This window comes from Dickeya sp. CFBP 2040 (assembly GCF_012273755.1).
Classification (GTDB): domain Bacteria; phylum Pseudomonadota; class Gammaproteobacteria; order Enterobacterales; family Enterobacteriaceae; genus Dickeya; species Dickeya poaceiphila.
Genome location: NZ_JAAVXH010000012.1, coordinates 1 through 18,553, shown reverse-complemented (window position 1 = coordinate 18,553; position 18,553 = coordinate 1). Strand labels below are relative to the sequence as shown.

The following is an 18,553-nucleotide window of genomic DNA, read 5'->3' as shown; positions in this document are numbered from 1 at the left end:
TTACGCCCGTACCAGACCGGAACACAAAAAACGGGTTTTATCGATTATTTATTCACAATTTATCTATGTGCTGCGTTATCAGACGACAAACTCAGAAAAACATTTGGTTTAACCAATAAAAAACCGCATTAAATGCGGTTTTAAAAAATAAGAAAAGCTGATGGTCGGTTATTGATCCATAACGCAATCAGTGCAGGCTTGAGGTATTAAAACGCTCAGCAGGGCTATCTTCTTCGTCCCCCAAAAACAGCAGATTGTTGGCGCTGGCTTCCAGAATCACCATAGAAAGCTGCTGCTCAGCCTGTTGCATGAAATGGCGGAACTGCTCCAGCGTCATACCGGCACCAGCGCTGAATGTCTGGCACACGATCAATTTAGGCAGGTTGTCGTCCTGAATATCAAGAAACGCCTTGGCCGTCAGCGAACTGGCGTTGATCTGGCTCAGGTTGCCCACCAGCGGAATCAACGCGGTCGGTTTTACTTCAGCCAGTGCAGAAAACAAGATGACGCTGTCGGCCATGTCAATCTTGGCGTCGAATACGCCGTCAAAATTCTGCATATGCGGCAAATGTAATGCCTGACAGGAATCACATTCGAAATAAATAATGCCCAGTTGATCCAGCCACCGCCGAAGCAAATTCAAATCAGGGACGATGATTGAATCCATATTGATCGCCTCATATTCATGGAAATAAAAAAAACCTGACCTACGCAATGCCAACCAGAGGTAAACACTGACTGACCACGACAGCGCGTTTACACGCCGGATTATAAGGTTACGCTTGCGTCTGGACATTCACCCTGATCAGGCCGAACGGGATACGGTGCGATGATATTGTTCAATGTACTCGATCATCATCCCTGCAATATCCAACCCGGTTGCGGTTTCGATACCCTCCAACCCAGGTGACGCGTTGACTTCCATAACCAAGGGTCCTCGCGCCGAACGCAGTATATCAACACCCGCTACATTCAGTCCCAATGTTTTTACGGCCTTGACCGCAATTGCACGCTCCTGCGACGTGATGTTCACCCTGCTGGCTGACCCGCCCCGATGAAGGTTGGAGCGAAAATCGCCGCCTCGCATAACCGCGTGCAGGAATAGAGAGAGCCGTCCTGTGACAGAATGGCGATTTTCATAGCGCTCAGGTACTATCGGGTGGCCCAGCCCTGCTGCCGCAGGTAGTCCAGCATGAACGGACGGCGCTCCTTACTCAGCGTACGCCGGATTTGATCGCTCCAGCTATCCATGCGCTGATTGCTATCACGATGGCGATAGTATTCAACGATATGCTGGTCATATTCCGCCAGCACGGCGCTATCCAGCGGCTGATAACGGTTCTCGTGCACCACCAACGCCGCTGGCAAACGCGGCTTAAGGTCCGGTTGCGTTGCCGCATACCCAATACATAATCCAAATAGCGGTAAAACGTGCTGTGGTAACGCCAGCACGCGAGTGACTTCGGCTATTTGATTACGTACTCCGCCGATGAAGACACCACCCAGCCCCAGTGATTCGGCTGCCACCAGCGCATTCTGCCCCATCAGTGCCGTATCAACGCAACCGAGCAGTAACTGTTCCGCTAACCCCAGTTCAGCCTGTGGGAAGATTTGCTGATGACGATTAAAATCGGCACAGAAAACCCAAAATTCCGCCGCCTGCCCAACCCAGGGTTGTTCACCCGTCAAATGCACCAGTTGCGACCGTAACACCCGATCAGTAATACGGATAATCGAGCTGCATTGCAGAAAACTGGAAGTTGAAGCACTTTGCGCCGCGGCAATAATAGCATTGCGCTGCTCATCATTAAGCGATTGTTCGGTAAATGATCGGATGGATCGATGCTGGCGTAACAACGAGATGGTTGGCGTCACGTTAAATATTCCTGATGCTCAATGTTGAAATAACACATACCCCGATCAAGATTTCATTTCCGTCGAGGCATATAAGTCGATAACCGTACTGTCGCCCGGTCATTATTTTGTTGATAAAACGACCATTACGGTTATGCCCCTTGCCTATATCGTGCGATTTGCCCCACACGTCAGGACGCTTAAAACGCTATCACCGCACGCCATTAAAGAGACAACGCTAGTATAGGTCAGACCAGAAAGCAGACCAATGCCATTAGCGATTTTAAGCAAGGTACACGGTGAGTATGGCGGTATTCGGCCAATAGATGGCGCTGATTGGTGCAACAGGCAATGACGACTTTAGATAACCCCAGATTACAGGCATAGTAATGCAGTTGGCTAAGAACCGTTTACAATAGGAGTATCGCTGATTACAGCGATACCCAGACAAAATGAGTAGTTTAAGGAGTTCACATGTACGCAGTTATTTTTGGTCGTCCTGGTTGCCCTTATTGTGTCCGTGCCAAAGAATTGGCTGAGAAGCTGACCGAAGAGCGTGACGATTTTAATTACCGTTATGTTGATATTCACGCCGAAGGCATCAGCAAAGACGATTTGTCCAAAACGGTGGGAAAACCGGTAGAAACCGTACCCCAGATTTTCCTGGATGAAAAACACATTGGCGGCTGCACTGATTTCGAAGCCTACGCCAGAGAACATCTGTTCCAGTAATCCCGTTTTTACGGCAACAAGGCTGCTGCGAAAAACACAAAGGCGCTAACTGCGCCTTTGTGTTTTTCTGCCAGTCATCGCTCGCCCCTAAATACCAGCGTTACCGTGTCATCAGTTACCGGTATCCATCGTATCCGCCGAAAATATAGTTTCTGGTGAAAATATAGTTTCTAGTGAAAATAGAATGTTTAGCAAAAATAATGCAGGCCGACCGCACGCAAAAACAGGAAAGCCAATGCCCCCATCAAGCACCAAAACGCCGCTCCGCTGACATAAGCCAGCTCCTGCCAGAACGACAGGCTGGAAAAATGCCACACCTGCAGCACCAGCAGGCAAAGAGGCATGGCCAGCAATGCGCCTGCTAAGGGATAACGCAAGCGCCGATTACGCGACAGGTAGCTCGATACCATCCCTGGAAGTAAAAACAACAACATACCGGGGTCCCCATGAAAACCATCTTCCAACGACGTACCCACAATACGCATCTTTTGACTGAGAAATACCAGCGTAAACAAGACAAAACAGCTGACTACGCCCAACCACCCTCTGTTACCTGTCATGCGAACCTCCCCGAAATAGAGTAACGCCGCGCATGACGAGCAACGATCATCACTCACCTCAATCATGTCGCGGTAAACAGCCCTGATGGGACAAAACGCCAACGATGCGCTGATTTATCAGCCTCATCGGCTGTTTGTCCGTCGGAGAAATCACTAAAATGGCGCAACCATATCGGACGGTATTCCCCGTCTTTTGAGGCATTGCCGGATAATGAATAACGGGGTTCACGCTTTTCTTAAATCGCCATATTGTCATTCAGACATGGCCGGAACCTCTTTAATGAGGTAAATTTAGTTCAAATTACTTTTTATATCAATAAGTTAACGGTAAACAACAAGTTACATTCCATGAATATAAACGTCGCTGATTTGTTAAACGGGAATTACATTCTGCTGTTGTTTGTAGTTCTCTGTTTAGGTCTTTGTCTGGGAAAATTGCGGCTTGGTTCGGTGCAACTCGGCAATTCCATTGGCGTTCTGGTAGTGTCGTTGCTGTTAGGACAACAGCATTTCGCTATCAACACCGATGCGCTCAATCTCGGTTTTATGCTGTTTATCTTTTGTGTTGGCGTGGAAGCCGGACCTAACTTTTTTTCGATTTTTTTCCGCGACGGCAAAAATTATCTGATGCTGGCACTGGTGATGGTCAGCAGCGCATTATTGATCGCCCTGATGCTGGGTAAGGTATTCGGTTGGGGCATCGGCCTGACCGCTGGTATGTTGGCAGGTGCCATGACGTCAACGCCAGTGCTGGTAGGAGCAGGCGATACGTTGCGCAACACCATTAACCTCGGCCCGCAATTGTCGATGGCGCAGGAGCAACTGAGCCTCGGCTATGCGCTGACCTATCTTATCGGTCTGGTGAGCCTGATTTTCGGTGCCCGATATCTGCCGAAACTGCAGCATCAGGATCTGCCAACCAGTGCACAACAGATAGCCCGCGAACGTGGTTTGGATGCCGACAGCCAGCGCAAAATTTACCTGCCGATCATTCGCGCTTATCGGGTCGGGCCGGAGCTGGTAGCCTGGGCCGGTGGTAAAAACCTGCGTGAGCTGGGCATTTACCGTCAGACGGGTTGTTACATTGAACGTATCCGCCGTAATGGCATTCTGGCGACACCGGATGGCGACGCCGTGCTGCAATTAGGGGATGAGATAGCGCTGGTGGGATATCCGGATGCCCATGCTCGCCTCAACCCCAATTTCCGCGACGGCAAGGAAGTATTTGAGCGCGAGCTGCTGGATATGCGGATCGTGACAGAAGAAATTGTAGTAAAAAACCATAATGCCGTGGGTAAACGCCTGAGCCAGTTGAAACTGACCGATCATGGCTGTTTCCTCAACCGCATCGTTCGTAGCCAGATCGAAATGCCGATCGATGACGGCGTAGTCCTAAACAAAGGGGATGTGCTGCAGGTCAGCGGCGATGCCCGCCGGGTGAAAAGCATTGCTGACCGCATCGGTTTTATCTCCATCCATAGCCAGGTCACCGACCTGCTGGCGTTTTGTGCCTTTTTCATCATCGGTATCATGGTCGGGTTGATCACCTTCCAGTTCCGCAATTTTTCCTTCGGCATCGGTAACGCGGCAGGTTTGCTGTTTTCCGGCATCATGCTCGGTTTTTTACGCGCCAACCACCCAACCTTCGGTTACATCCCGCAGGGCGCACTGAATATGGTGAAAGAGTTTGGATTGATGGTGTTCATGGCAGGAGTCGGGCTAAGCGCAGGTAGTACTATTAACCACAGCTTTGGCGATATCGGCATCCAGATGGTGTTTTCCGGGCTGATTGTCAGCCTGTTGCCGGTTGTTGTCTGCTTCTTGTTTGGTGCTTATGTGCTGCGCATGAATCGGGCGTTGCTGTTTGGCGCCATCATGGGGGCGCGTACCTGCGCACCGGCGATGGAGATTATCAGCGACGCCTCCCGCAGCAATATTCCAGCGCTGGGGTACGCAGGAACCTATGCGATCGCCAACGTGTTGCTGACACTGGCCGGTTCGTTGATTGTGATTATCTGGCCACAACTGCCCGGTTGACGTCATTTTGTAAATCAACGTCAGTTTTTTTTTGAATCACACAGAACTTTTTTCCAAAGGTAAAGTCTGAATTAGTGCCACTGCTTTTCTTTGATATCCCTGAATTGAGGAGCCCGTCGTTCACGCCGGTTAGGTTCAAGAACGACGGGCATTTTCTTTTATACTCGTCAAACGTCAAATTGCAGGTGCGTTGGCTTTATTACTCGGTCTAATAAGGTCTGGCACGTTATAACATTTGCACGATAGATTTGCGCCCTACATTCCATGAGGTTATATTTCTACCCCATCTCTGAGAATAATCAGCACATATTGTCTGCGGTTAATCATCCCAGTGCTTTTCTTTTCACCCTATCATCTATCCTGATTCAGTCATTACCATGACGGATGACGTAGTGCGTGGTGGATATTCTGCATCGGGCACGTCTGACAGGCATTATTGAGGAAAACATGGAAACGCGTCGCGCAGCAAGACTCAACAAACTGGCTCAGACCTTAAAAAAAACCGACAAATTACATCTGAAGGATGCAGCGCAACTGCTTGGCGTCTCTGAGATGACAGTCCGACGCGACCTGAGCGCCCGGCCAGATGCATCGGTGGTACTGCTGGGCGGCTACATAGTCTGTGATCCAAAAGCTAACAGCGCCAATAATTATGTCGTTTCTGATCAACAGGCCAAACATGTTGTAGAAAAGAGCATCGCAGGTGAACTGGCTGCCGCCTGTATCGAACCAAACGATACACTGTTCTTCGACTGCGGTACTACCATACCTTTCATTATCGCCGCTATTCCAGACGACTTGCCGTTTACCGGTATTTGTTATTCGCTCAATACCTTTCTGGCGTTGCAGGGCAAACCGAATGGGCGGATTATTCTGTGCGGCGGGGAATTTCATCCTGACAATGCCATTTTTACTCCGCTAGGACACCAGCACGAACTGGACCAGATCTGTCCGACCAAAGCTTTTATTTCAGCAGGGGGAATTGACACGGAGGCTGGCGCAACTTGTTTTAATTTCGCCGAACTGGCAATGAAACACCGCGCCATGGCGTTATCTCAACAAGTGATTTTAATCGCAGACAGTAGCAAATTCAGCAAACGCAAACCCGCGCGCATCGGTGCACTGACTTTATTTGATATGCTGATTACCAACCGTACGCCGGACACTGACATCGTGCACTATCTCAAAGCCAACAACATTCAGTTGATCGCGCCTTGACCCATCGCCGCAGTTGCCCCTGCGGCTCAGCCAGAAGACTTGCAATCTCCAGTCGGTCAACCGAATAGACCGCCAAACCAACCGGATAAGGTCATCAATATCCTATCCCACAAGCGACCAAAGAACCCCGCCTCCGGTATGTCGTCCATCACCACCAGCGGCCGTTGGCCGATACTGTTGCCATCCAGTTGGAAATCAATGGTCCCGACGACCTGCCCTTTCTTCAGCGGTGCTTTGAGCTGCGGTTGCGTCAGCGTGAAGCTGGCCTTCAGGTTTTTCATCTGCCCTTTCGAAACGGTTAGCGCTGCATCCTGTGCAACACCCAATCGGGCCTGGTTTGCTGTACCCAACCACACTCGCCGGGTGGTAAAGGGCGCATCACTGCGTACTGGTATCACCGTTTCAAAAAAGCGAAATCCCCAGGTTAACAACTTTTCACTCTCCCGAAAGCGTACTGCATCAGAGGACGTGCCCAGTACAACCGAAATCAAGCGCATATCGCCATCAACAGCCGAAGCCACCAGACTGTACCCTGCGCCACTGGTATAACCGGTTTTCACGCCATCCACATGCAAATTGCTGCTCCACAGCAAGCGGTTTCGGTTTGGCTGGCGAATATTATTGAACGTAAATTCTTTTTCACTGTGCAACGCGTATTCGACCGGTACATTGCGGATCAACGCCTGAGTCAGGTGTGCCATATCGCGGGCCGTGCTGTACTGCCCCGGCGTATCCAAACCATGCACAGTGAGAAAATGGGTGTTCGTCAACCCAAGGGAGGCCGCATACTGGTTCATCAAACTGACGAACGCATCCTGACTACCTGCAACATAATCCGCCAGAGCGATGCTGGCATCATTGCCAGACTGGATCACCATCCCTTTATTGAGATCGGACACCGGAATCTGGTCACCCGGTTTAAGAAACATCAGCGATGATCCGCGTAGCGCTGGGTTACCATTAGCCCAGGCGTCTTTTCCAACGGTCACGCTATCTTCTGGCTTAATCTTACCGACTTTGATCGCCTGACCAATCACATAGCTGGACATAATTTTAGTCAGGCTGGCGGGTTCCAGTCGGGCATCAGCATTCGACTCCGCCAGCACTCGCCCACTGGCGTAATCAATCAGGATAAAAGCTTGAGCGTCAATTTGCGGCGGCGGCATCTGCTCCGCCCGAAGCACCGGAGAAACCGTCATCAGCACCGTGGCAGCCACAACGACGACGCGTCCCCAGGAAATGGGAGGTGTCATTCTCTTCATGCGCGTGGTCCATAACGTGTTAAAAGTGAGGATCTTCAATCAGTTTACTCACTCCAGATGGTACAAGGTAGCCGGTCATACCTGAGAATAGAATCGTTAATTCTGTAAAGTTCGTCAAAAAAGACAAAAAAACCAGCAAAACCTGTATGAGCGCACAGTCAGACTCACTACTACCAGATGATAATGTCATGGTTTACACCATTACAGCGCCATCGCTCCTACATTCCTGTCGAACTAATGAAAATTACTGACGAAATAGTCTTGGCATAGCACTTAGTTCAGCATTTTCAATCTGCTATTTCTTTTTAGAAAGCTTAATAGTGCAAATAAATTAGATGCCATTTATCTCATCCCAAATAATGTGATAAATTAATCGTGTCAATATATTAACAAGAAGCATAACTCCTTTATTCCTTAAGCTTTTTAAGAGGAAGGATTATTAATCCGGTTAAATCTCAATACTAAAAATGGTCTAACGATAGCGCCATGCCCCTGGCCGGGCAAACAAAAGGGACTTTATCATGTCAATAGAAAAATGCATTGTCACATATGACTCATGGAAAATATATGTTGAAAGGCATATTTCCGATCCTGCACATGAAACCATTATTATGGTTAACGGAGCACTATCGACAACGGCGGCATTCAAAAACACCGTAAAAAACCTCTCCAGCAGATATAATATAATTCTTTTTGATTTACCGTTTATTGGTGAATCGTTGCCTTACAACACGCTGGATAGAGTCATAACTAAAAACGATGAAGTCAATATTCTGCTTCATCTCATCGATACATTTGAACCGGACCACCTCCTGTCGATCTCGTGGGGTGGACTGTCTTCAATGCTTGCCTTGTCGCATAAGCCTAAACAGATCAAGAAAGCCGTAATCGCGTCGTTTTCAGCACATCTTAACGACAAAATGCGCGATTATATTCAACGAGCCAAGTATTACATCCATTCGAAGGAATTTGAAAAAGCAGCAGAGTTGCTCAATAATGAAGTAGGTAAATTTTTACCGCCTTTATTAAAGCATATTAATCTGAAGCATATATCCTCCATGAGCGAGTTCGCATTTCAGCAGGTTAACTTCCATATAGACCAGGTACTCACGCTTAAGGAAGATAACTATATTGAAATATTTAAAGACATTAATGCTGAAGTGCTTTTCCTGAATGGTGAAGATGACGAATACACTACCGCTGACGATATCAAAAAAATGGAAAAGTATATCAACTCTTGTGAATTTACTACGATTCCTGAAGCCGGTCACTTTCTCGATCTTGAAAACAGGAAAGCAGCAAAGCAAGTAGCAGAAAGAATAATATCATTTTTCGCATAACGAAAAACATACTGCCAGGTCCCTGAATAATTTCAGGGTCTTGGGTATGACATAAATTATCAAATAATATTAATTTATCGGCGACATTCGAGATTATTAGCACGGTTTTTCAGTCAGTTCGCCGATGAACAGAACCGTCAAAAAATACCTTACCATTCATCTTTGAGCCACCAGACCGAGCCAGATTCAGAAGAAGACCGTTCATCCCATAGTCTCATCCGCCTGAACCGACACATCTCCCACTGTTGTTGTCCCCCTGTCCTGTTCCCACCAATTTTTTATCATTGTTATCTATCCGGTATTGGCAGTTGCGTTTTTATCCAGCGCTGCTGGTTTATCACCTTGTCATAATCAGTGACATCAAACCGTTGCGATGGATATAGTGACAACAAGCTAATACTGCCCGAACAGCGTGATACCCCGCTGACTTTTAAGCACCAAAGCAACACAAAGGAGAGTAATGCGATGTTGATAATCTGGGGTCGTGAAAATTCGACCAATGTGAAGAAAGCGCGCTGGTGCGCAGCAGAACTCGGACTGGCGTATCAGCTGGTGCCGGCAGGAGGACACTTCGGACGCAACCACGACCCTGATTATCTGTCCATGAATCCCAACGGGTTAGTCCCCTGCTTACAGGACGACGAGCTGGTGCTGTGGGAATCACACGCCATCGTACGCTATCTGGCTGCACAATATGGCCAGGGGCGTTTCTACCACGCTAATCCGAAAATCCAGGCCAGCATCGACAAATGGCTGGACTGGGCAACGAGTTTCACTGATCCATACAAGAAGGTATTCATCAATCTGGTACGCACCGCCCCGGAAAAACGCAACATGCAGGATGTCGATACCGGGATTGCCGATTGCGAAAAATTATTCAGTATTGCTGACACCATACTGGCAAAGCAGCGCTGGTTGTCCGGCGACGAATTCGGTATTGGCGACATCCCGATAGGATGCATCGCTTATAGTTGGTTCAACCTGCCGATTAACCGCCAGCCTCGCCCGCATCTGGAACGCTGGTATCAGCAATTGACCGAACGGGACGCATTCCGCCAGACCGTGATGCTACCACTAACCTGATATCACCGCGTGCGCCCACTTTCGGGCGCACCTGCACAACAAGGTACATCAGCAGCAAAGCGTTTCATCACTCAGCCAGCCCAATCTTCAGCAAGTTACCGTCATCCTGGTCAGTCAATACATAGAGATAGCCATCAGGCCCGACTCGCACGTCTCGAATACGCTCGTTCCGCTCTGTCAGCATACGCTCTTCGGAAATGACACGATCCCCCTCCAGCGATAGCCGAATCAGGCTGGTGCCAGACAGTGCACCGATAAATAACGAATGCCGCCAGGTTGGGAAACGACCACTGTTATAGAATGTCATGCCGCTGATGGCTGGTGAGACTTTCCAGTAATAAATCGGATTGGCGGCACCATCTACCTCCATTCCCTGAAACTCCGGAATTTTCTGCCCTGAGTAATCGATGCCATAAGTCGCCAGCGGCCAACCGTAATTTTCTCCCGGTCGGGGAATATTCACCTCATCACCGCCTCGTGGGCCGTGCTCACTTTCCCACACATCACCAGACCACGGATTAAGCGCCAGTCCCTGTGGATTGCGTAATCCGTAGGCCCAAATCTCCGGTCTGGCCCCGGTATGATTCACAAAGGGATTATCAGCCGGAACTTGTCCATCGGGCGTGAGGCGTACCAGCTTCCCCTGCAAGCTACCCAGATCCTGGGCCAGCATACGTTGCTGATTTTCACCCAATGCAATAAACAGATAGCCTTGCTTATCAAACACCATTCGACCGCCAAAGTGCGCACCGGTCGAACGTTTCGGCAATTGCCTGAAAATCACAGTGAAGTGGTTAAGCCGCTGCATATCATCCGACAGCACGCCATATCCGACTGTCGTTCCCGCCAGTCCTGCTGGCCCTGACTCAGCATAACTCAGGTATACGCGACGATTCTGGCGAAAGTTTGGTGACAACACCACATCCAGCAAACCGCCCTGCGAATAGGCAAACACCGCCGGGACGCCGTCAATCGGCGCTGATACCCCCTTCCCGGTCTGCCAGTACCGCAACTGACCTGAACGCTCAGTCAGCAACAATCCCTGATCGTCTGGCAGAAACGCCATCGACCAGGGGTGATCAAGATTATCCTGCAACACGGTTACTGTCGGCGCAGCAAACAGCCTCACAGAAAACAACCCCCCCGCCGCCAACACCAGCAAGGTAACACAACGAAAGCGGGACAAAAGCATGTCAATTCTCCCTGTTATTGGTGATGATAATCAGAGCACCACATACCAAACGACACAGAATGCAAAACAACTCGTAAAACCAGGCTACTCATAAAACCAAGCTACTCGTAAAACCAAACTACTCGCATGTTGAACCCGACCACCAGGTAAAGTTTACTCAAATTTGCATCTTTTTGATGTCATCAGCGACGGTCACGGCTACACCACGCTTGCTGGTTGTTTTTTCATCGCACAGGACTGTTTCCTGACGATGATTCAGGTATAATCCGCCGCATTTTTCCGCCCCAACCCGATGTTATGAGACGCTATGACTGTTAACACCTTCGATCCATCACAAACCACCACATTGTCGGCACCGCAAAAAGCGCTGAGCGATCAATCCGCGGGTACCAGCCAGGATCAGTCCCGCAAGATTGGCTTTGTCAGTCTCGGTTGTCCGAAAAACCTGGTGGACTCGGAGCGCATCCTGACTGAACTGCGTACCGAAGGGTATGAGGTTGTACCAAGCTACAATGACGCCGATCTGGTGATCGTCAATACTTGTGGCTTCATCGATAGCGCAGTACAGGAGTCACTGGAAGCTATTGGCGAAGCGCTCAACGAAAACGGTAAAGTCATTGTGACCGGTTGCCTGGGTGCAAAAGAGAATCACATCCGCGAAGTGCATCCAAAAGTGCTGGAAATCACTGGTCCGCACAGCTATGAGCAGGTTCTTAACCACGTGCATCATTATGTCCCGAAGCCGGAACATAATCCGTTTACCAGCTTAATCCCGGCGCAAGGCGTAAAGCTGACGCCACGTCACTACGCCTACCTGAAAATTTCTGAAGGCTGCGATCACCGCTGTACTTTCTGTATCATTCCATCGATGCGCGGCGATTTGGACAGCCGTCCCATCGGCTCTGTACTGGATGAAGCCAAACGGCTGGCAGAAGCGGGAGTGAAGGAACTACTGGTCATTTCTCAGGATACCTCTGCCTACGGCGCCGATGTCAAACACCGCACCGGGTTCTGGAACGGTCAGCCGGTGAAAACCAGTATGGTCAGCCTGTGCGAACAATTGTCAACGCTGGGGTTGTGGGTGCGCCTGCACTATGTTTACCCCTATCCGCATGTGGATGACATTATTCCGCTGATGGCGGCTGGCAAGGTGCTACCGTATCTGGATATTCCGTTGCAACACGCCAGCCCGAAAATCCTCAAGCTAATGAAACGCCCCGGCGCGGTGGAGCGTACTCTGGAGCGCATTAAGCGCTGGCGCGAGATATGTCCTGACCTCACCCTACGTTCAACGTTTATTGTCGGCTTCCCCGGCGAAACCGAAGACGATTTCCAGATGCTGTTGGATTTCCTGCAAGAAGCGCAGTTGGATCGCGTAGGTTGCTTCCGTTACAGCCCGGTTGAGGGCGCTGCGGCAAACGAACTACCGGATCAGGTGCCGGAAGACGTGAAAGAAGCACGTTACCATCGTTTCATGCAGGTACAACAACAGATTTCCAGTCAGCGTCTGCAGGCTAAAATCGGGCGAGAACTGAACGTGCTGATCGATGAAGTGGACGAAGAAGGAGCCATCGGTCGCAGCATGGCGGATGCACCGGAGATCGATGGCGCGGTCTATCTGAACGGTGAAAAACGGGTCAAGGTTGGCGATCTGGTTACCGTGAAGATTGAACACGCCGACGAATACGACTTATGGGGCAGCCTGGTCTGATCCCCTGCTAACCGGCTGGATTACCCCCTGGCCGGTTCTTCCACCCACGATTATGCCCAAAAAATCAGCAATGTTTGCCGCTTCCAGACAGTTCGCCTTGCGTCACTCAGGCACCTCAAGTAGCCTTGCCTCATGACTATCTACGCCATGATGACTTTCTACTCCATGCGGATGAAGGCAGCAGCATGTGGAAACGACTGATATTTGGCCTTTTTGCCACAGTTCTGGTGATGGCCTGCAGCGCATTTCTGCTTGACCGCTGTATTAGCTGGCGAACCGCGCCTTATATCTACGAGGATGTGCAGGACTTGCCGCCGCGTCAGGTCGGGGTGGTGCTGGGTACAGCCAAGTATTACCGTACTGGTGTTATCAACCAGTATTACCTGTTCCGTATTCAGGGTGCGATCAATGCTTATAACAGCGGTAAAATCAGTTACTTGCTGCTAAGCGGCGACAATGCGCAGCAGAGCTATAACGAGCCGATGACCATGCGGCGCGACCTGATCGCTGCCGGAGTTCCTCCCACCAGTATCGTGCTGGATTACGCCGGCTTTCGTACTCTGGACTCCATCGTGCGAACCCGCAGGGTATTCGATACCAACGATTTCACTATTATTACCCAGCGGTTTCATTGCGAACGCGCGTTGTTTATCGCCCTGCACAAGGGCATTCAGGCGCAGTGTTTCGCAGTGCCTTCACCCAAGGATATCTGGCAGGTACGGTTGCGGGAATTTGGCGCCCGGCTGGGCACCCTGTTCGATCTTTATATCCTCAAGCGTGAGCCTCGTTTCCTGGGACCACAGGTACCCATTCCGTCTGAATATAAAATTTCGGATGATGAACCTAGCTATCCAGCGGTACCGCCAGAATTCATGAACGAGCAGGATTCACGCGTAGAGCCGCCGTTACGGCAGAAACCATCCACGTCGTCTTCCCGTTAATCACGGCTCATTTGCGGACTGCGCTGAAATCGGCCCCGCTACCTGTGCCGTCAGCCAACGCCATAACCACTCTACTGGCCCTTGTCGGAAAATACCCAGCCAGATACGCGCTGCCAGCAAATTGCACAGCCACACCGGTGGCACCACCAGCAATAGCTGCCAGCGTTCCAACTGCATGAACCAGCCAAAACGATTAAACAGCGTAGTGCAAATCAGGGTTTGTAGTAGATAGCTGCTTAACGCCATACGCCCGACATTCACTATCCAGCGGGTCAGCCGCCAGTTCGCCAGCACCGGCCAGAATCCATAACACAACGCCAGATACGCAATCGCCTGCAGCGGTGCCCCCACTTCTCGCGGAATTTGCAGCAATAAACCGCACCAGCGATAGTCCCACTGCAGTTGCCACTGAGCCATGATACCCAACCCGTTAATCAGCAACGCCAGCGGCAACAACCACAGTGCAACACGGCGGTAATGGCGCTGACTAAACTGCCCCTTCAACCAACCACTGCGCATCAGTGCTGCACCCAACAGCATCGACCCGGCCAGCAGCCAGCCATACTGAATGCCTAATGACAGCAGACTTTCATTCAGTAGTGACAGACGGTTACACCAGGCTTCAACCCCCCCCTGAGTCAGCCACCAGGCTTCATAGGTCACCTCGGCTGGTCCCGGTTGCCAGAAATTCCCGCCGTCCTGGCTCAACACCTGACTCAACACCACCAGCATCGCCAGACCCATCAGGTACAACACGACGCCGGTACGCAGCAACATGCGAGTGCTGTCGGCATGACGCAACATGCCATAACACACCAGCCCGATCAGTCCATAGTCCAGCAGAATGTCGCCGTCCCACAGAAAGAGACTGTGCAGCAGGCCACATATCATCAACCAGAATAACCGGGCATGAATCCAGCGCTTGCCGCGTTTTAGCAGCAGTTGCAGTCCGGCGCCAAACAGCAGTGCAAACAACGTAAGAAATTTCCCCTGCGCCACCATATCCATGAGCGCCCATGCCCAGGCATTAGCGGTAGATGGCGGCCCTTGCCACGCCGGGTTAAGGTACGCAGCATGTGGCAAGCCGAACGAAACAATGTTCATCAACAGGATGCCAAGCATCGCCAACCCACGAGCGAAGTCCAGCATAGGGATACGAGATGAAGAATGAGGCGGTGGCGGCATGGTTTTTAGCAAATACAGGGACGTATTCGCGAATTGTAGTGACTGATACGGCAAATGCCCATAATTTTCTGGCGGTTGCGGTTAACCGCCAGAAAACGAACAACAATAGTAATCAGTTGTGGTGATGACGCACCGCGCGCAGAAATTCCTGACGGGTATTCTGGCTGGATTTGAACAAACCGCCCAGCGAGGTGGTGGTAGTAGCACTGGTGGCATCACGAATACCGCGTGCCTTAACACAATAATGCACTGCGTCAATCGATACTGCCACGTTGTTGGTGCCAAGCAACGTCTGCAATGCAACCAGAATTTGCTGAGTCAGCCGCTCCTGCACCTGTGGGCGCTGAGAGAAAAATTGCACGATGCGGTTGATCTTAGATAGCCCAATCACCCCCTCTTTCGGGATGTAGGCCACCGTCGCCTTACCATCGATAGTCACAAAATGGTGTTCGCAGGTGCTGGTCAGCGTAATGTCGCGCACCGTCACCATTTCGTCTACTTTCATCTTATTTTCGATGATAGTGATCTTCGGGAAGTTGGCGTAATCCAGACCGGAAAAAATCTCTTCCACATACATTTTAGCGATGCGGTGAGGCGTTTCCGCCAGACTATCGTCTTCCAGATCGAGGTTCAGCAGGGTCATGATTTCCGTCATGTGCTCAGCGATGAGGCGCTTACGGGTTTCATTCTCCAGCATTTTGCCGCGCAGTGGGGTTTCCAGTCCACGCGCCAACAATGCTTCGTGAACCAGAGCTGCTTCTTTTGTTAATACAGCCGACATTTTTTTCTCCAGCAGGTGTCTTTCTGTCTGACGTTGCCCGGAGCCAACGTAGCCCACAACTCTAATGGAGAGCCTGACGATTATCCAGCGATTGTGATAGCTGGAGAGAAAAAATGAAAGCAAGATGATATGGGTGTTTTGCACTAATTTTTCGATCCACTACCACATCCATCCCGCTCACGTCGCTCCTTTACGCTGCAATACGGCACAGCTCGTCACATTACAGCGCGGTTGTGTCACGCAATATTAGCTATATAAACACGTATTGCGGTAGCAGCGCATCTATTTCGCCTCTCGTAAAATCAGTTGCCGCTCTACACAATCCCGTTTCGCCTCTATTTAGCCTGTATGCGCATACATAAACATCTACTGTAGATGATGCATCTATGCGCAATTCAACTGAAAGCACGGCATCGTCATTATCTGTGCGAGACGCGTAGAATGGAATTGTGAATTCTTGAAAATCCCCTCCATTAATTGTTTCTGCTGACGCCGCTAACGTAATTACTCCTCCCTGATACTTACATTTTACCAAGACGATCACAGAAACCGTGGTACTAGATTTAGCTAAGAATTGTACGGTTGCTGTTCTGCCAGAGATATCTGTATAACGCGGGTTTTGCCACTCAAATCCGCATGATGTGCCTGCGGTTACTGTCATTGCAGCATAGTTTTTAGACTCTCTATTTTTTTGATACTGATCGCCCGATGCATATCTTGATACGCTAAACGTTCCATTTGAATTAATGAAACAGTTGCCAAATACATTCATCCTTCCGTTTTTAACAGTAAATGAATCAGGCCCTCCAGATGCTAGATTTCCGTTCAGCGATTTTATGAAATTCCCATTAATATCAATTATTTTAACAGCATTATTGGTTTTGTTTATTAACGGCATTCCGCCTGACGATATATTACCGACATAAATTGACTGACCAGGAACATCGTTAACTTCAATAACTGGCGCATTGACATTAGGGTTTGTAATGGTAACGTCGTCAATTACGAGATCAATAATCGCTACCGTGTTATTTCCGGCAGCGATCAGCCGATTCGACTGTTGTGAATGATTATTGAAATAGATATTTTTTATTTTTATGCCATACATTGGCATTGTCGACATAGATGGCTCTGCATCTTTATCTCCGATAAGTATTTGCTTTCCACCTCCAAAAAAACACTCAGCATATAGGCCGTCTATACAGCTAAATGCGGACGGATATTGTAAAACAACAGCGTTTTCAGCATGTTCACAAGCGTTATCTCTGATAATATTGAATACGGCGCTTGCGGTTAACATACTTCCACCAAGCTCTGATCCACCAAACCAAACCTTATTTCCAGTAAAAAGCAACCTGCTATTTCCACTGCGTCGTATTGATGATTCCCCACCGTCATCTATCGCTTTACAGAAATTTCCTTTTTTATCTGTGTAGTCTTTAAATATGCTGTTCGATACGGTGGGCCACCAATTTTGCCCTTTGAAATTAATTGCATATTTTGATGGCTCTCCATTATTTATGATGCGCACATTTTCTATCACGGCGGTTAATCCAGTGAATGGCTCAAATGTTGCAATTTCCGGAGTTCCGCCAATCGCTGTGAAGTTTTTTAACCGATAGTTGTCCTGTGAAAAATTAGCAATTTGTGTAAGTCCATTTACACCGAGTTTAAATATCACTCCTGATGAAGGGACAACATAATCAGATGTTGATGCAAAATCTATAATAACCGGAGATTCAAACGTATAGTTGCCAATGGTTTTCCCATCATCACTAACCGGATTATAATGAACTTCCCCAGAATATGTGCCTTCTTTTTGCATAGTTGTTATGTGACCTACATAACGTCTCCATGAGTTATCGAACTCGCGTTTATTAAATTCTAGATATTCATCTAATGTCTGATCACCCTTTCCTATAAGGTAGGTCCCAGTGCTGGAAGACAGGTCGATTCTTAATTGATCCGGTTCATACTTCAGAACGTTAGGGAAATAAAATTGCTGCTCATTGTAGGCATCGTAAATCGCCATCGAATGACCTTGAACGGTAACGAACTTGGCAATTTGTTCGTTGTATACCGGATAGCCGCCAGCATTAATAACGATTGGCTGTGCTACTGGTACGTGGCTGCCATCCTCGTTTTCGACATAGACCTGAATCTGATTGGCTGGGATGGTTGGATCGGTATCAATGGCTCCAATGTAAATCTTACCGTTGGCATTAGCCTTGAACGAATGGGCAAGAGAGAAATATTGAGAAGGCATTGATACAACGATATTAGGGATAAGTGAATCCGCCATTATTTATTTTCTCCGGGCGTTAGTAGTCACCGAGGACATTACTAACATCGCGGTTTGTTAATCAATGAGGGGCAGGTCAATAGCTGCGTACACAACAAACACAATTTATAACCCATGGTCATTTGTCGAATGTGACTTCACGCACTGGTCGAGGCGACGACCAGTATTCACCTGAATCTATCGGCAGAACATGGGGCAATATTTTACGGCGTGCAGGTATGCAACACAGACGGGCATACGAGACAAAAAACACATACGCATGTTGGGGGCTTCGACTGGCGTCAATCCGAGCTTCATTGCCTCGTAGCAAGAGCCACATCAGCACAGGTGGTAGACTCACGTTGTCACAACGACA

General features: G+C 49.2%; 17 protein-coding genes. 8 read left to right on the top strand and 9 right to left on the bottom strand.

Translation table 11 applies throughout. The features are described 5' to 3' along the window. Window positions 1-187: 187 nt before the first annotated feature. The 3 genes from Dpoa2040_RS01165 to nfsA form a co-directional block, all read right to left on the bottom strand. Window positions 188-667, bottom strand: a complete 480-nt coding sequence (locus Dpoa2040_RS01165; RefSeq protein WP_042870178.1) for a YbjN domain-containing protein — start codon at window positions 665-667, stop codon at window positions 188-190. Window positions 668-805: 138 nt separating this feature from the next. Next, a complete protein-coding gene (locus Dpoa2040_RS01160; protein WP_256376371.1) occupies window positions 806-1,099 on the bottom strand; it encodes a hypothetical protein in 294 nt (97 codons plus the stop codon). Between the two features lie 53 nt (window positions 1,100-1,152). After that, a complete protein-coding gene (gene nfsA, locus Dpoa2040_RS01155; RefSeq protein WP_168639997.1) occupies window positions 1,153-1,875 on the bottom strand; it encodes an oxygen-insensitive NADPH nitroreductase in 723 nt (240 codons plus the stop codon). 453 nt (window positions 1,876-2,328) lie between these two features. On the opposite strand from nfsA, the gene Dpoa2040_RS01150 reads away from it, so the two are divergent. Continuing rightward, window positions 2,329-2,586, top strand: coding sequence for a GrxA family glutaredoxin (locus Dpoa2040_RS01150; protein ID WP_042870173.1), 258 nt, complete (start codon window positions 2,329-2,331; stop codon window positions 2,584-2,586). 188 nt (window positions 2,587-2,774) lie between these two features. Here Dpoa2040_RS01150 and Dpoa2040_RS01145 read toward each other — a convergent pair whose 3' ends face one another. After that, window positions 2,775-3,146 (bottom strand): inner membrane protein YbjM, encoded by a 372-nt coding sequence (locus Dpoa2040_RS01145; protein ID WP_042873882.1) that lies wholly within the window; start codon window positions 3,144-3,146, stop codon window positions 2,775-2,777. Between the two features lie 348 nt (window positions 3,147-3,494). Between Dpoa2040_RS01145 and Dpoa2040_RS01140 the strand changes: the two genes are divergently transcribed. Together Dpoa2040_RS01140 and deoR are read left to right on the top strand one after the other, a co-directional pair. Then, on the top strand, window positions 3,495-5,183 hold the full coding sequence (locus Dpoa2040_RS01140) for an aspartate:alanine antiporter (RefSeq protein ID WP_042870171.1): 1,689 nt from the start codon (window positions 3,495-3,497) through the stop codon (window positions 5,181-5,183). Between the two features lie 447 nt (window positions 5,184-5,630). Then, complete coding sequence (deoR, locus tag Dpoa2040_RS01135) at window positions 5,631-6,401, top strand: DNA-binding transcriptional repressor DeoR (protein ID WP_042873881.1); 771 nt, start codon at window positions 5,631-5,633, stop codon at window positions 6,399-6,401. Between the two features lie 56 nt (window positions 6,402-6,457). Here the strand turns inward: deoR and Dpoa2040_RS01130 are convergent, their stop codons facing one another. Next, window positions 6,458-7,663 (bottom strand): serine hydrolase, encoded by a 1,206-nt coding sequence (locus Dpoa2040_RS01130; protein WP_168639996.1) that lies wholly within the window; start codon window positions 7,661-7,663, stop codon window positions 6,458-6,460. 521 nt (window positions 7,664-8,184) lie between these two features. Here Dpoa2040_RS01130 and Dpoa2040_RS01125 point away from each other — a divergent pair. Together Dpoa2040_RS01125 and Dpoa2040_RS01120 are read left to right on the top strand one after the other, a co-directional pair. Then, entirely contained in the window at window positions 8,185-9,003 is an 819-nt protein-coding gene (locus tag Dpoa2040_RS01125) for an alpha/beta fold hydrolase (RefSeq protein WP_146411325.1), read from the top strand. Window positions 9,004-9,468: 465 nt separating this feature from the next. Then, window positions 9,469-10,086, top strand: coding sequence for a glutathione S-transferase family protein (locus tag Dpoa2040_RS01120; RefSeq protein WP_168639995.1), 618 nt, complete (start codon window positions 9,469-9,471; stop codon window positions 10,084-10,086). 67 nt (window positions 10,087-10,153) lie between these two features. Here the strand turns inward: Dpoa2040_RS01120 and Dpoa2040_RS01115 are convergent, their stop codons facing one another. Then, window positions 10,154-11,278: a PQQ-dependent sugar dehydrogenase gene (locus Dpoa2040_RS01115; RefSeq protein ID WP_168639994.1), complete on the bottom strand. Its 1,125-nt coding sequence runs from the start codon at window positions 11,276-11,278 to the stop codon at window positions 10,154-10,156. Window positions 11,279-11,585: 307 nt separating this feature from the next. On the opposite strand from Dpoa2040_RS01115, the gene rimO reads away from it, so the two are divergent. After that, window positions 11,586-12,989, top strand: coding sequence for a 30S ribosomal protein S12 methylthiotransferase RimO (gene rimO, locus Dpoa2040_RS01110; RefSeq protein ID WP_173024001.1), 1,404 nt, complete (start codon window positions 11,586-11,588; stop codon window positions 12,987-12,989). A 185-nt stretch (window positions 12,990-13,174) separates the two neighbouring features. Then, window positions 13,175-13,930 (top strand): outer membrane permeability protein SanA, encoded by a 756-nt coding sequence (sanA, locus tag Dpoa2040_RS01105; RefSeq protein WP_168640017.1) that lies wholly within the window; start codon window positions 13,175-13,177, stop codon window positions 13,928-13,930. Here the strand turns inward: sanA and yeiB are convergent, their stop codons facing one another. Further along, entirely contained in the window at window positions 13,931-15,079 is a 1,149-nt protein-coding gene (gene yeiB, locus Dpoa2040_RS01100) for a DUF418 domain-containing protein YeiB (RefSeq protein ID WP_246867215.1), read from the bottom strand. Between the two features lie 11 nt (window positions 15,080-15,090). Between yeiB and Dpoa2040_RS01095 the strand changes: the two genes are divergently transcribed. After that, window positions 15,091-15,240, top strand: a complete 150-nt coding sequence (locus Dpoa2040_RS01095) for a hypothetical protein (protein ID WP_168639991.1) — start codon at window positions 15,091-15,093, stop codon at window positions 15,238-15,240. Here the strand turns inward: Dpoa2040_RS01095 and folE are convergent. Beyond that, a complete protein-coding gene (folE, locus tag Dpoa2040_RS01090; protein ID WP_168639992.1) occupies window positions 15,228-15,896 on the bottom strand; it encodes a GTP cyclohydrolase I FolE in 669 nt (222 codons plus the stop codon). The two genes, Dpoa2040_RS01095 and folE, sit on opposite strands and share 13 nt — an antisense overlap. A gap of 250 nt (window positions 15,897-16,146) precedes the next feature. After that, window positions 16,147-18,198: a phage head-binding domain-containing protein gene (locus tag Dpoa2040_RS18295; RefSeq protein WP_246867214.1), complete on the bottom strand. Its 2,052-nt coding sequence runs from the start codon at window positions 18,196-18,198 to the stop codon at window positions 16,147-16,149. Window positions 18,199-18,553 lie beyond the last annotated feature (355 nt).